The organism is Algisphaera agarilytica (assembly GCF_014207595.1).
Taxonomy (GTDB): domain Bacteria; phylum Planctomycetota; class Phycisphaerae; order Phycisphaerales; family Phycisphaeraceae; genus Algisphaera; species Algisphaera agarilytica.
The window spans coordinates 2,963,202-2,977,957 of sequence record NZ_JACHGY010000001.1 but is presented as its reverse complement, the minus strand read 5'-3'; the positions used below and the strand labels follow the sequence as shown (position 1 = coordinate 2,977,957).

General features: G+C 60.5%; 10 protein-coding genes and 1 rRNA gene. 5 read left to right on the top strand and 6 right to left on the bottom strand.

The window, feature by feature from the left end; all coding sequences use genetic code 11:
• Window positions 1–92: 92 nt before the first annotated feature.
• The gene (locus HNQ40_RS12820; protein ID WP_184678220.1) at window positions 93–1,310 is read right to left on the bottom strand and encodes an amino acid aminotransferase; all 1,218 of its coding nucleotides are present in this window, start codon (window positions 1,308–1,310) and stop codon (window positions 93–95) included.
• 227 nt (window positions 1,311–1,537) lie between these two features.
• Here HNQ40_RS12820 and HNQ40_RS12815 point away from each other — a divergent pair, with 227 nt between their 5' ends.
• Window positions 1,538–2,725: a Gfo/Idh/MocA family protein gene (locus HNQ40_RS12815; RefSeq protein ID WP_184678219.1), complete on the top strand. Its 1,188-nt coding sequence runs from the start codon at window positions 1,538–1,540 to the stop codon at window positions 2,723–2,725.
• Between the two features lie 116 nt (window positions 2,726–2,841).
• Window positions 2,842–3,681: a 3-keto-disaccharide hydrolase gene (locus HNQ40_RS12810; protein ID WP_184678218.1), complete on the top strand. Its 840-nt coding sequence runs from the start codon at window positions 2,842–2,844 to the stop codon at window positions 3,679–3,681.
• Window positions 3,682–3,952: 271 nt separating this feature from the next.
• Here HNQ40_RS12810 and HNQ40_RS12805 read toward each other — a convergent pair whose 3' ends face one another.
• Window positions 3,953–5,623, bottom strand: a complete 1,671-nt coding sequence (locus tag HNQ40_RS12805) for a type IV pilin protein (RefSeq protein ID WP_184678217.1) — start codon at window positions 5,621–5,623, stop codon at window positions 3,953–3,955.
• A 289-nt stretch (window positions 5,624–5,912) separates the two neighbouring features.
• Window positions 5,913–7,425 (bottom strand): 16S ribosomal RNA (locus tag HNQ40_RS12800).
• 655 nt (window positions 7,426–8,080) lie between these two features.
• Between HNQ40_RS12800 and HNQ40_RS12795 the strand changes: the two genes are divergently transcribed.
• Together HNQ40_RS12795 and HNQ40_RS12790 are read left to right on the top strand one after the other, a co-directional pair.
• Window positions 8,081–8,587 carry a copper-binding protein gene (locus HNQ40_RS12795; protein ID WP_184678216.1) on the top strand — a complete coding sequence of 169 codons (507 nt, stop codon included), beginning with the start codon at window positions 8,081–8,083 and terminating at the stop codon, window positions 8,585–8,587.
• 338 nt (window positions 8,588–8,925) lie between these two features.
• Window positions 8,926–10,014 carry a sugar kinase gene (locus HNQ40_RS12790; protein ID WP_184678215.1) on the top strand — a complete coding sequence of 363 codons (1,089 nt, stop codon included), beginning with the start codon at window positions 8,926–8,928 and terminating at the stop codon, window positions 10,012–10,014.
• Window positions 10,015–10,082: 68 nt separating this feature from the next.
• Here HNQ40_RS12790 and HNQ40_RS12785 read toward each other — a convergent pair whose 3' ends face one another.
• Entirely contained in the window at window positions 10,083–11,927 is a 1,845-nt protein-coding gene (locus HNQ40_RS12785; RefSeq protein ID WP_184678214.1) for a hypothetical protein, read from the bottom strand.
• 129 nt (window positions 11,928–12,056) lie between these two features.
• Here HNQ40_RS12785 and HNQ40_RS12780 point away from each other — a divergent pair, with 129 nt between their 5' ends.
• Window positions 12,057–12,923 (top strand): DUF72 domain-containing protein, encoded by an 867-nt coding sequence (locus HNQ40_RS12780; RefSeq protein WP_184678213.1) that lies wholly within the window; start codon window positions 12,057–12,059, stop codon window positions 12,921–12,923.
• A 39-nt stretch (window positions 12,924–12,962) separates the two neighbouring features.
• Here HNQ40_RS12780 and HNQ40_RS12775 read toward each other — a convergent pair whose 3' ends face one another.
• Together HNQ40_RS12775 and HNQ40_RS12770 are read right to left on the bottom strand one after the other, a co-directional pair.
• Window positions 12,963–14,099 carry a lipid A-modifier LpxR family protein gene (locus HNQ40_RS12775; protein WP_184678212.1) on the bottom strand — a complete coding sequence of 379 codons (1,137 nt, stop codon included), beginning with the start codon at window positions 14,097–14,099 and terminating at the stop codon, window positions 12,963–12,965.
• Complete coding sequence (locus HNQ40_RS12770; protein ID WP_184678211.1) at window positions 14,096–14,707, bottom strand: acyl carrier protein phosphodiesterase; 612 nt, start codon at window positions 14,705–14,707, stop codon at window positions 14,096–14,098. The genes HNQ40_RS12775 and HNQ40_RS12770 overlap by 4 nt, the downstream gene beginning before the upstream one ends.
• Between the last annotated feature and the right edge of the window lie 49 nt (window positions 14,708–14,756).

The window sequence follows — 14,756 nt, the reverse complement described above, 5'->3', positions numbered from 1 at the left end:
AAGGATTGTCCGGTGAAACACGGTGGACATCAACACAACGGCGCAAACTACGGCCTTGGCGGCTGTGCTTCGCGCCCTTCGTGTCTTCGCGGTCAGCCGGGCTGCATGACGTCGGCGATGGCGTCGCACAGCACGGGCAGGTTCGTCGGCGTCATGCCCGCGACGTTGATCCGGCCCGAGCCGACGATGTAGATCGCGTGATTTTCGCGGAGGGCGGCAACGTGGTCCTTGCTCAGGCCGGACATGGTGAACATGCCGTTCTGCTGGGTGACGAAGTCGTTGCCTTCGGGAGTGAGGTTGACGCCGCGTTCGTCGAGGCCGGCCTTGAAGGCGGATCGCATCTCGTTGATGCGGTCGCGCATCGCGGCAAGCTCGGCTTCCCATTGGCTGCGGAGTCCGCCAGGGGCGTCGTCGGACATGATGGTGGTCACCACCGAAGCGCCGTGAGCGGGCGGGTTGGAGTAGTTGCGGCGGATCACGGCCTTGACCTGGCTGATCACGGTGTCGGCGGTGTCGCTGTCTTGGGCAACGAGGGTCAGAGCACCGACGCGTTCGCGGTACAGGCCGAAGTTCTTCGAGAAGCTCGAACACACGAGAAACTCGCCGCACGCCGCGGCCACGGCACGGAGTCCCGCGGCGTCTTCTTCCAGCCCTTGGCCGAAGCCTTGATAGGCGAAATCGACAATCGGCAGGATGCCGCGTTCGGCGACCGCCGAGGCGATCGCTTTCCATTGCTCCAGGCTGGGGTCGACGCCGGTGGGGTTGTGGCAGCAGCCGTGCAAGAGCACGACGTCGCCTGCGGGGATGTCCTGGATCGCAGCGAGCACGCCGTCGAAGTCCAGGGCGTTGGTGTTGGGGTCGAGGTAGGCGTAGGTCTGGGTCTCGACGCCCGCGGCGTTGAAGATGCCGTGGTGGTTCGCCCAGGTCGGGTTGCTCAGCCAGAGGGTGGCCCCGGCGTGGTTCTGGCTGAGGTAGTCGGCGGCGACACGCAGGGCGCCGGTTCCGCCGGGGGTGTTGGCGGTGCGGGCACGGGCGTTGGCGAGAATGTCGTGATCGGCCCCGAAGAGCATGGTTTGCACGAGCTTGCCGTAGGCGGGCGAGCCGTCGATGGGCATGTAGCTCTTGGTGGTTTCATCGTCGACCAGACGCTGCTCGGCGGCCTTGACCGACGCGAGCACCGGCGTGTTGCCTTCAGCGTCCTTGAACACCCCCACCGCCAGGTTGATCTTGGCGGGGTTGGGGTCGGCGCGGAAGGCTTCGGTGAGCCCGAGGATCGGGTCGGGGGGAGCGGGCTGGACGGCGTTGAACATGGCGGGTGGGGTCCGGGGTGGGCCGGGTCGATTCCGGGGGCGGCAAAACGGGTGCGGTGAGCCGCAGAGCGAACTCAGGCGTAACCCAACAGCGTATCAGCGGTCGCGCGGCCCGGCAAAAAACAGGGACCAAACCCACGAATAGAATTCGGCGTGGGGTTTGTCGGGAGAACACGACGCTGGTATGGTGTTGAGCGATTCTGTCAAATCAAGCAAAGGTTGAGAGCATGGAAAAAGTACGACTAGGTGTGATCGGTGCCGGCGGCGGGATGGCCGGGGCCCACCAGGATTATTTCAAGGGCATCGATGGCCTGGACTACACCGCGGCCTCGGAGTTGAGCGAAGAGAAGCGCAACGAGATCGTGGAGAAGCACGGCGTGCAAGGCTTCGCCGACGCCTCGGAGATGATCCGCTCGGGGTTGATCGACGCGGTGCTGATCGCCTGCCCGCACTTCGCCCACCCGCGGTACGCGATGGAGGCGTTCGACGCGGGCGTGCACGTGCTGTGCGAGAAGCCGATCGCGGTTACCGCGAAGGAAGCACAGGAGGTCATCGAAGCTTACGAGAAGGCCCAAGCCAAGCACCCGGGCCTGATCTTCGCGGGCATGTTCAACCAGCGCACCAGCCCCGCGTGGAAAGAAATCAAACGCCTGTGCAGCGACGGCTCGCTGGGCGAACTCGTCCGCGTCTCGTGGACCATCACCTCCTGGTTCCGCACCCAGGCCTACTACGACTCGGGCGGGTGGCGTGCCACCTGGGCGGGCGAAGGCGGCGGCGTGCTGATCAACCAGTGCCCGCACAACCTGGACCTGCTCCAATGGTTTGTCGGCATGCCCGCCAAGGTCAGCGCCAACGTCAGCCTCGGCAAATACCACCATATCGAGGTCGAGGACGATGTCACCGCCCTGCTCGAGTTCCCCAACGGCGCGACGGGCACGTTTATCACCTCGACCGGCCAGTCGCCGGGCATCAACCGCCTGGAGATCGTCGGGGACAACGGCACGATCGTCGCAGACGAACGCGAGGGCGGAAAGGTTGTTTTTCTGCGGGCCGACCAGCCGGTCTCGGATTTCACCCAGACCTCGAAAGAGCGTTTTGGTGATGTGCCGTGCTCCGAGGTCACGATCGTCCCGGCCAAGGCGCCCTATGGCCAACACGAATCCATCACCCGCAACTTTATCGAGACGATCCTCGACGGCAGCGGGCAAGACGGCCTGATCGCCCCGGGCACCGAGATGATCCACGGCCTGGAGCTGGGCAACGCCATGCTCATGGCCGGCCTCAAGAACCAATCCGTCAACCTCCCGACCGACCGCGAGGCGTTCGACCAGTTGCTCAGCGAGCTGCAGGCCAACTCGACCTTCAAGAAAAACGAGACAGTCAAGACCAACGCCGCGATGGGCAACAGCTTCTAATTTCCCGAGAACGCTTAACCACCATGTGACAATGCATGGCGGATGGAGTTCGGGAACCCTGGCGTGGCTACGCCGGGGCACACAACTTTCGGCTAGATCATTTTGGAGTCTCACCTATGAAAACCAAAGCACTATTCATTACCGCCTCTTTGACCACGTCCCTGCTCCTGGCCAGTGTTGTTGTAGCGGAAACGAAAAAGAAACCAACGCCTGCTCCGCCTGACGAAACCCACCCCTGGGCGGTCCACGACCCCAACCGCCCCGCCCCCAAGGTCGTCGATCCCGGCCCCGAGCTCCAAGCCCCCGCGCCGATCCCCTCGGACGCCATCGTCTTGTTTGACGGCACCGATCCGAACGCCGACCTGTCCGCCTTCGAAAGCTTGGGCGTTCCCTGGCCGATCACGGACGGGTATTTCTCGGTGCCGAAGGGTGGCAAGTGGCTGCGCACCAAAGAAAAATTTGGCGATATTCAATTGCACGTCGAGTGGCGCGTCCCCGAACGCAAGGGGAAGATCAAAAGCAACTCGGGCATCAAGATCATGGAGCGGTACGAGGTCCAGGTCTTTGAAGGCGAGGTCTACGCTGACGGCGATGCCGGCGCGATCTACGGCCAGAACCCGCCGCTGGTGGACCCCAGCCGCGGTACCGACGCGTGGCAGACCTTTGATATTGTTTTTCGCGCCCCACGTTTCGACGAGAACGGCGAACTGACGCGGGCGGGAACGATGACCGTGTTTTTCAATGGCGTCCTGGTTCAGGACAACTGGACACTCGAGGGCACCACGAAGTGGATGGTCCGCCCCTACTACGAATCGCACCCCGAAAAGGTAAGCATCGGCATCCAGGACCACAGCGACCCCGTCCAGTACCGCAGCATCTGGGTGCGTCACCTGGAAGAACGCCCCGTATCACCGGCCGAAGTTACTCTGCCCAAGGTCCGCAAGAAGGCTAATTAAACTCGGTACGGTCCAACGCAACGGTCCTAACTAAACCATCCCCAACGTGACGCCATGGGCTTGCTTCCCGAAACAGGGGGCCCCATGGCGTATTCGTTGGGGCCTTGCTTTAAGTTCCGCCCAGCTTATGGCTACGGCTAGTCCGTGAAGGCAATCGATCAGTTGCCTAGTGATCTACCAGCCAACCCGACCGTCAAGGTAAGCGAGACAACTGAGATAGACCTGGTCTTAGGCAAGGTCAGCTGACTGGTCCACGCACCCTGAAATACGTTTAATTTTCTAGTGACCACGGAACACGTAAAACAATGTCCCCGTCGGAAAAATCATGGATGCCACCGTCGTCAACTAAGTTTGTCCCCACGCTATAAAGCATATAGCCCGCCCCATCGCGACGGTAACGCAACGATTTATTACTGAACATGTCGGGGGGCAAGGCTTCGATGTAATCGGGAACCAGCGACTGGAGTAACGGGGGGTATTGACCACGGTCGAGTCGATATCTCTCTAACGCCAAGGCGGTAGGTTCCAGCGAAGCCTGAGCATCGGATTGCCGTTCAGTACGGATCGCGGCGCTAAAGCCAGGCGTGCATATTGCGAGTATCAGATCAGCAGTTTGATCTACGATTAAGCCAATATCAGCGGATTCCGGTATCCCGGTTTTTCCGATCTGTAGCAGCCTTTGCGCTTGCTGCATGGCTGCGGCAGAACGTTGATGGATATCGGCTTCAATATGCTGCACCGAAGCCGCAAACGCTTGGTAGTCATCCGGCACATCCCCAAACCACCCCACCCAAGCGGCATTGCCCCGTCTAAGAGCACGGTCTAAATCAAATTTCGGATCAGAGATTAACCCTGTGAGTGGATCTGGCTCCGGAACGCGGACCGCATAGGTAACCGGCTCATTACGCAACACTAAAGATTGCATGACTTGGATCATCTCGAGCGCATCGACCTGTCCGCGTGACGCTCGAGTTAGAAGGTCGAGTGGCATCACACGCTCGCATCTCTGAATCACCCGAGCCATCGACTCACCGGTAGGGAGGCGATTCATGATGTCTCGCATTTCTTGGATGTGTTGCGCCTCGATTCCCGGCTGCGACAGGATCAAAGCGAGCAGGTCATGCGAGAGAGGCTGCAATGATATCCCCACAAGATTGCAGATTAGAAATGGTTCTTGTTTTTGAAGACGGCCTAGCCGCTTGATTGCGGCCCAGTCGTCGATGGCAGCGTCGAGATTCCCCACGGCTAGATTCATCCGGGCACGCATACTGAGAGACCTTCCGATCGCGCGGTGGGTGCCCAGATGCGGCAGAAGGATTTCAATCATGGTGGCGTATTCATGTGGCCGAACAAGCGGGGCGTAGTAAGTTGGGAGCTTGGTTGCTTCGACGATGGCGTCGAGGGGAACCTCTATCGAATCCAACCAACGCGCGACCTCGGGCAGTTCCTCTGCAGTCCAGGGTTTGCTGTAAGCTCGCTCTTCCATCGCATCAGCGGTACCTGCCGGAGGCGGCGGGGGCTCCTCATCGGGCGCGGCGTTCTCCCAATCGAATGGTGGGGCTTGGGGTAAGCCGCGAACGTCGGCGTACTCCATAAAGGTGATGAACAGCTGTCGATCGTCGTTGGGCTGCTCGACACCGAGCGCCGAGTAAAGCGCGGGGATATGTCCCTCAGGCCAGTCCGTCGTATCGACCTGATTGAGAATACCCAGAAAGGCGTTGGTTTCGGGCTTTACCGGCGGGTCGTTGAACTCGGCGTTCAGCGCCGCGACGTAATCGACGTAACCTTCCTCGTCCAAAGGCGCTTCGTAGAAGGTCGTATCTGGCCCAGGAGTAGGTGGCTGGGCGAACGCAACGGGAACAAAGACCGCGATAAAAGAAAATGCCAAACGCCGATGCATGAATATGCTCCCGAAAATAGAAACGAAAGACGAAATGAGCATACCGCCGGGCGGTACGCATCGCTATCCCGCTGATTGAAAGCATCGTGACAAAAAACAACCCCATACAAGGTGGGGGGTTGTGATTGGCTTTGCATTGTTCAGCGGATCGCTGACAAGTGAACAGTTGGGGAAAATTGCCTTCGCGACATGTTGCCATGACGCTATCCAGCCGAGGCTGGGCTAGGATGTGTTGACAGTCGTGGTGCGGATCGCTCCGCTACAGGGTTGATGCGTCACCGGAATTGGTGACGACGTGTCTCTGCGTTCCACGTCTAAGGAAATCCCTTAGAAAGGAGGTGATCCAGCCGCAGGTTCCCCTACGGCTACCTTGTTACGACTTCGTCCCAGTCACCGATCTTGCCGTAGGCACACCTGAATTGATGCGACTTCGGGCACTACCAGCTCCCATGACGTGACGGGCGGTGTGTACAAGACTCAGGAACTTATTCACCGCGTCATTGATGATACGCGATTACTAGCGATTCCAACTTCATGTGGTCGAGTTGCAGACCACAATCCGAACTGAGCGTTGGTTTCTGCGATTTGCTCCACGTTGCCGTATCGCTTCGCTCTGTCCAACGCATTGTAGCACGTGTGCAGCCCTGGGCATAAAGGCCATGAGGACTTGACGTCATCCCCACCTTCCTCCGGTTTGACACCGGCAGTCTCGTTAGAGTCCTCAGCATTACCTGGTAGCAACTAACGACAGGGGTTTCGCTCGTTAAGGGACTTAACCCGACACTTCACAGCACGAGCTGACGACAGCCATGCAGCACCTGTGAACGTTCCACTCAAAGAGTGTTACTTTCTTTTCGGAAAGCTAATCCGTCCATGTCAAACCCAGGATAAGGTTCTTCGCGTTGCTTCGAATTAAGCCACATGCTCCACCGCTTGTGTGAGTCCCCGTCAATTCCTTTGAGTTTTAGCCTTGCGACCGTACTCCCCAGGCGGTGTACTTAATACTTTAGCTTCGTCCGAGATGGCGTCAAAACCTCCTCGAACTAGTACACATCGTTTAGGGCATGGACTACCGGGGTATCTAATCCCGTTCGCTACCCATGCTTTCGTTCCTGAGCGTCAGCGACGACCCAGCCATCTGTCTTCACCTTTGGCATTCCGATAGATATCTACGCATTTCACCGCTCCACCTATCGTTCTGATGGCCCCTGTCGTGCTCAAGATCTGCAGTCTACGAAGCAATTCCACAGTTGAGCTGTGGGATTTCACAACATACTTACAGATCCGCCTACGAACCCTTTAAGCCCAGTGATTCCGATCAACGCTTGGACCCTCTGTATTACCGCGGCTGCTGGCACAGAGTTAGCCGGTCCTTCCTTTGGGGTTGGTCATTGTGTTCCTAATCCCTGACAGCAGTTTACACCCCGAGGGGCTTCATCCTGCACGCGGCATTGCTCCGTCACGCTTTCGCGCATTGCGGAATATTCGTTACTGCAGCCTCCCGTAGGAGTCCGGGCAGTGTCTCAGTCCCGATGCGGCGGGTCGTGCTCTCACACCCGCTACCCGTCTTCGCCTTGGTGAGCCATTACCTCACCAACAAGCTGATAGGACGTTTCCCGATCTCCAAGTAGCAAGCCTTTGCCCGCTGTGCCATACGACACTACGGGGTCATCAGGTATTACCACCGATTTCTCGATGCTATCCCTGGCTTGGAGGTACGTTAGAAACGCGTTACTCGCCCTTTCGCCACTCTACTCGCACCCGAAGGTACTTTCGCGTTCGACTTGCATGTTTTAGCCATGCCGCCAGCGTTCGATCTGAGCCAGGATCAAACTCTTCGATTGTGTTTTGTTGACGAGCCGACCTCAAAGTGTCGGCGGTTGTCTTCAATGAAGGTTGACCTGTCCCTCGATTTCCCGATCAAAAGATCAGTCATCGAAGTGGTCTACAACCCGAACCATCCACAAGGGTTCGCTCGGGTTGACCTCGGGTCGGCTAAGAGCCCGAGGTTTTAGGGGTTACTCACTTTCTTTAACCAAGGCACTCTGTGAAGTCGTGCCTTGGCGATCCACAAGAATGTGTCCCCACCGTGACGTGTGAAGTGTCACGGCTGATTGGAGATTTATCCCACCTTCAACACCTGTGGCGGTGAGAGAAGGCGGGCACATCCTCGCGGCGATTTCCCAACTGTTCACTTGTCAAAGATCGGCTTTGGCGGGCGTATCACCCGCTCGGCATTCTGCCGAGGGCAGGTACCACTCCCGTTCACCGTGCGGTGATGGGCGAGGCATCATACGGTTGCGATTCGATCTGTCAAGGCCAGTTCTGAACTCTTTTTTAAAGAATGTTTTACCGGCCGGGCAGACCATTGGGCCAGGGCTTTCGCCCGGCAGAATCTTGCCAGCGACGCGTATTAAAGCAAATCTAACTCGCCGCGTCAACTCAAGGATCGGACTACACTGAACCATCACCCCAAACCGTTCCCCCCGGAGCCCCACGATGCCGCTTATTCCCCGCAAAACCGCTTGTTTTCTCGCGTTTCCCGCCCTCAGCCTCGGCCTGGTTTTTTCCACAGGATGCTCCGACAGTGGCCCCCAATCGGGCCCGGAAGCCGTCGATTCGGCCGAGCCGACCTCCACGACCTACGTGGTTCGGGGGGTCATCTCCACCCTGCCGTACCCCGATAACCCCGCTTCCAGCCTCAACGTGAAGCACGAAGCCATCCCCGATTTTGTGGATGCTCAGGGGAAAACCGTGGGGATGGACACCATGACCATGCCGTTCCCCGTCGCGGATGACCTGGACCTGAGCTCATTTTCCGTGGACGACAAGGTCGAAGTGACGTTTGTGGTCACCTGGGGCGGCGAAGACCAGGGCTGGACCGCCACCCAGCTCAGCCCCCTGCCCGAAGACGCTGAGCTCGATTTCACCCCGCTGGCCAAGCCCCATGACCACCACGGCCACGATCACCACGGCCACGGCGATCACAGCGGCCACAACCATTGAGGACCGGTTAGCGCTTCGGGCCTTGACGCCCCGCTTTCCTGTGGCAAACTACTGCACTCGACTCCGCACGGAGGTCGTCGGCCCCACCCCGGATCGCCCCAGGCAAGTTTCACCGCCTGGGAAACGACCCGGGCACGGTGGTGGTGTCAGGAGGGACGTGCGGCAGGATCAGGTCGATCACGTGATCGGCCGACGTGCTGCCAACCCGACCTTCCTGACGGTGACGCTCCACCCCCCAACCCCGCGTCCGTCAGCCCCGTTCTTCTATAGAACGTGAACGGCTCGGACTACCGGCAACACCTCCGACCTCTTCATCCCGTTTTCAGGACCCCATCGCTATGAGCCTCAACGTCAAACCCGCCGACTCGTGTGAACTCGACCTCGTCTCCCTGGGCGAGTGCATGATCCGCCTCTCGCCGCCCGGCCACGGCCGTATCGAGTTCGCCAAGGAACTCGAAGTCTCCGTCGGCGGCGGCGAGTACAACGTCGCCTACGCCCTGACCCGCCTCGGCCTCCGCACCGGCTGGGTCGGTGGACTCAACAGCTCGCCCATGGGCGCCATCATCCGCAACCACGCCCGCTCGGCTGGCGTTGATGTTTCCAACGTTGTTGAACGCGAATACGACGGCTTCGGCACCACCGACCGCGTCGGCCTGAACTTCACCGAAGTCGGCGTATCGAAGCGTGGCTCGGCCACCCTCTACGACCGGGCCCACTCCGCCACCGCGGGCATCAAGCCCGGCGAAGTCGACTGGAAACACCTCTTCGAAACCCGCGGCGTCCGCTGGCTGCACACCGGCGGCATCTTCACCGCCCTCTCGGAAAACACCCGCCAGGTCGTCGCCGAGGCGGTGAAAGCCGCCCACGAAGCCGGCACCATCGTGTCGTATGACCTGAACTTCCGCGGCCGTCTGTGGACCTCCGAAGAAGCCATCGCCACCACCAAGCCCCTCGTGCCCTACATCGACTGCCTCATCGGCAACGAAGAAGACTTCGAAAAAGTCCTGGGCTACCACGTCGAAGGCGTTGACATCGAATCGACCGACGACCTCGACACCGGCGCGTTCAAGAACATGGTCAACCAGGTCGTCAAAGACTTCCCCAACATCAAGGTCGTCGGCACCACGCTCCGCAGCGTGAAGACCGCCCTGATCAACGACTGGTCGGCCATCATGTGGAACGACGGCACGTTCTACCAGGGCCTGGACATGCCCCGCCTCGAGATCGAAGACCGCGTCGGCGGCGGCGACGGCTTCGCGTCGGGCTTCACCTTCGGCTTCCTCACCGGCGAAGAGCCCCAACGCTGCGTCGACCTCGGCGTCGCCCACGGCGCGCTCATCATGTCCACCCGCGGCGACACCAGCCAGCTCAACCGCACCGAGCTGAACCGCACCGCCGACGGCGGCAGCGCCCGCATCGTCCGCTAAACGCTCGACGTTTAGCCGTCGATCTCTGATCGACGCTCGACAACCAAATATCTACGAAACGCCGCAGGTCACTCGCCTGCGGCGTTTTCTTCTGGCTTGAGCGTGAATTCAACGACCAACGATTCCCCCGCCTTCAAATCCAAGCGATATCCCGTTAGCGGCAACTCTGAACTATCGCGAACAACCCCGCCTTCAATAAAACGTGACTGGGTTGTACGGCTCCGATCACTCCACTCCGGCCAACTATTCAGCCGCGGCCAATTCCACGAAAGCCCAAGCAACTCCGCATGACGCGAGGTGTCCGGCACCAGCGAGCCTTCGTATCCATCCGCAGTCGCCACAACCAACACTGCCTTGCCGGTCGATTCATCCTTCGCATACCCGACACGCGTGCCGGGATTCCACGGCTCTAACCGCCAACCGCCCTGCTTCTGGTCGGCGTACATCAATGACGTACGGATGAAGTTGCCATCGAGATACGTCCGCCCCACAAAACCGTCCGCCGCCTGCACCTGGTACATCATGTCGATCTGCCGATCGACCCATGGCAACATCATCGCCGCAGTGCTCGGACGGTACGCCGCCATGTACAACGCGCTCTCCAGGCTGTCGGCGTAGCCGTCGAAATTACCGCCCTGCCAAGGCAGGCCGTTGGTTTGACTCACCGCTTCGACCACACCATCAAGCTTTGCCAGAAGCGCATCGATCCGATCGGTTCCTAGTTCGCCGTGTGTCCGGGCCGACTCGGCAAAAAGCAACACGCCGCAGAAGATGTAGCCCCAGTTGTCGCTGGGCCGCGTGTCGCTGAGCGTCATGGTCGCGGGGTCGATGGTGTTACCGATCAGCCCGTCTTCGTTGATGCCGTGGGCGAAGATCAACTCGAACATGTTCATCATCGGCTCGGCCCAGCGGTCGGCGCGTTCCTTCCACTCCGGTTCATCCAGCCGACTCACCGCCAAAGCAAACGCCTCGGCCAGCCCGACGGGCAACTCGTTGCCGTGGTCGCGGAGCATGGCTTTGCTCTCGATGACCTTGTTGCTGGTGAAATCGAAGTAGTGCGCGGGCAGGCCGTGGTTGGCGGGTAGCATCTGAGCGACCACCGCGTCGGCCAAGCGTCCCGCGAGGTCGGCATACTTCTCGCCGCCTTCCCGGTACGCCAGCCGTGAACACATCTGCAGCATGTTGCCGTTGGGTTCAGAGCGGGTGGACGGCAGCAGGCCGAAGTCCGACTCGTGCTTCATGTTGGCAAGGATGTTGTCGAGCACCTCGGTCATGCGGTCGTAGACCTGCTCGTCGCCGGTACGTTCGTAGACACTGATCAAGCCGTCTTTGACGTACTCGCTGGAGGCGAAGAGCAACTCGTCGTGGTCTTCGGAGATTGGCTTGGCGGTGTCGTACTTCGCGGGTTGGCAGAGCGCACCTTTTTCCGCGAGGGCCGTTTCCTTGCGGATGGTTTCACTGAGCAGCGCCAGCGCAGCGTCGTCGCTGGTGTGCATCGCGGCGTGGATGAGGAAGCCGAAGCAGTCGGCGGCGGTGTTTCGGTAGTTCCACTCCGGCTTGTCTTCGGACTGCGGGAAGAGCCCGGTCTCGGGGTGCCGCCAGGTCATCCAGGCGTCGAGCACGGCTTTGCTGCGGAGGGTCGCTTCCTGAGCCAACTGCCCATTGATCTCGGCCACGCGGATCAAATCGTTGGACGCCATCGCGCGGTCGTAGTCCGCAAGCACCAAAGAACGGAGCTCGTACCCCTGCACGGGCACCCAGGGCTCGCCCTGGCTGATCGGCTTGGCGCCCGGCAACGCCCCGTCGCCATCGATCAACAGGTAGATCAACACCCCCAACGCCACGATCACAACCCACGCGATCACTCGGGTCCGAAACAGGTGTCCGCGCAGACTAACCGGATCATTATTCAAATCACACACCCTCAATCACGGCTCGAAGCCAACGCTCCGAACGGTTGTTGTTCGCTCAAACCGATACAGCGGGTCAAGTATAACCCCACCCCGGGCGACACCGTCCGAGCCGCGATCTATCATTCGGCCATGATCCACCTCGGCACCATCGGCTTCGCCTACCCGGGTTGGACCGGAAGCTTCTACCCGCCGGGGACCAAGCCCGAGGATCGGTTAGCGCGATACGCCCGCCAGTTCAACACGATCGAAATCGACACCACCTTCCATGCGATGCCGCCCCGCGACCGCGTGGAGCGTTGGGCCCAGGTCACGCCGGACGGGTTCACGTTCAGCGTGAAGACCCCGCGCAACATCACCCACGAAGGGCTGGTCGGGGCCGACTTGACGCTCAGCCTGATGTGTGAGTTTCTCGACACGATGCGTGAGTTGGGCGACAAGCTCGGCATCGTGCTGCTGCAGTTCCCGCCCAGCTTTGTGTCGGTGCGGCGTCAAGACCTGATCAAACTCCTGGATGTGCTCGACCAGGCGGGGCAAGGGATCCGTTTTGCGATTGAGCTGCGTCACGACTCGTGGTGGTCAGACGACACGGTACGGCTCTTCCGGGAACGCAATATCGCTTGGGCGGCCGTCGATCAGCCCACCGTGGCGGTCTCGGGGGTATCGCCGGATGACGCGGCGTACCAAGGCGACAAACGCGCCCCGCGCCCGCTGATCGTGACCAGCGATTTCCTGTTCATCCGATGGGTGGGGCATCACGACCAGATCCCGACCGACAACGCTGAGGTCGTAGATCCCACCCCGAGACTGGATTGGTGGATGCGGCAGCTCCGGCCGTTCCTGCGCGACGAAAGCCCGGTGCGTAATATCTACGGATACTTCGGCAACAACTACGCGGGCCACGCCCCGGCGAGCTGCCGACGCCTGATGTCGCTGCTCGATCTGCCCGCCCCTCCCCCGCTAGAGCTTACGGATAGCTCTCAGGGGTCGCTGTTCTGACCGAGGCGTCTTGGGAAAAGTTAAAAGCTGTGAGGTGGGTCAAAACTCGTACAACACTCGTAGCGCGATTGAGCCTAGGCCGTCGTCGGTGACCTGTTCTTCAAATTCTCTGGAAAAATAGGTCTGCTGGTAGGCGGCGCCGAAGGTCCAGTTGCCGTGCCGCCAATCGACCGCGAAGCCGCCGCCGATCTCGCCGACCCAGGGCTCCAGCGACACCGAACGGCTGGGGTTGCGCTCGTTGCTGCCCTCGATGAAGGTGTTCCACTCCACGTAGCGGCCGATACCCCTGACGAATGCGTACGTGCTCAACCCCTGCACGGATTGACCGGTCGCGCTGCCGGGGTCGATCAGACGGGCCGGGCCGAAGTCGTCCGGAAGGTTGAAGCCGAAACGCAAGGTGCCGCCCGCGTTGATCCGTCGGTGGACGTTACCCACATCCAGGCCGACCTCGGGGATGAGCTGTAGCCCCCAGACTTCGGGCTGGTATCCACCACCCGGCGATGCTTCGCCTTCCTCCCAAAGCATGAACCGCCACTTTCGCCGGAGCGTGAGGTTGTACGCAAACTCATCGCCCAGCTGGGTATTCCAGTTCGGATCGACCTCCGCGAACAGATCGTGGATCCATTCCTGGGTCTGCTCCGCCAGAGATGAGGGACCGACCACGCCCAGGTCGAGTTCGACATGATCGAACACGTTCTCGTGTTGACGCTGCCAATAGGTCCCGAGGTAGAGATAGCCGACGTACGGACGGTCGTCGGGGTCGGGAACGGAGACGCTGATGTTGTCGGGGGTGTAGATCTGCTGCACCAAGGTGAGGCCGAACGCGGTGCCGTCGGCGTCCAGGCTCAATGCATCGGCGATCCCGTCCCCACCGTTCTGGTGACGGGCGATGGCAAAGCCTTGGCCGGAGGTGTAGTGGCGGTCGGAGTTGTGATTGGGGCGGGTAAAGGTGCCGTCGTTCTCGAAGAACAGGCTCAGCGACGCCGGCTGGGCGGGCGAGCTGTCCTCAAGGACGGATTCTTCCGCTTGAACGACATCGACACCGATCGGCTCTTCGGGCTGAGGTTGATCACCTTGGCCGAGCGCCGCCCCGGCCATGGCGATGCAAGCGAGTCCAGCCGCAAGGAAACCCGCTTGGCGTGGGCCCCCGAATCGATCCAAATCACGATCCATCATGCCTGGCCCCCGCGGCGGCCCCTTGGCTCAACGCCCACGCCAGCCATCAACTCCGGGAAGAAACCCGTGAAGTCCTGGGCAAATCCGTCGTATTGCTCCCGCAGATCCACGGCGGCCGACGCCAGGTCCACCTCACGGTTGAACCGCTCGCGCAACCGCGCCGACATGCGACGCAGCGTATGCGCGATGCCGTCCACGGTTGCGTAATTACTCAGCCAGTCCTCGTGAGCCATCATGGTCATGATCGCCCGCATCTCGGGCGGCATCAAATGCGCTTCGGACAAAATCTGCTCGTACGCCCTGGCAATAAAGTCCGGCAGCGGCTCAGAGTGATACTCCGCCCACCGCACGGACAGCACGTGATCGTAGAACACATCAACCAGAATCCCGGAGTATCGGCCGTGCTTCGACCGCAGCCGGGCCCGCGACCGCTCGAACAGGGGATGCGAGTCGGTCAAGACATCCACCTGGCGGTGACGCTTCACCCCCCGCAAAACGACCGGGTCAAGGTCATCAGGCAGCCGACCCCGGTACAGATCGGGCAACAGGTTCCCGATCATCGATGCGGGGCTGTCGTCGGCCAGATACAGGTGGGCCAGGAAATTCACGGATACGCACTATCAGGCCCCAGCCAAACAACTGCAAACTCCACACTCC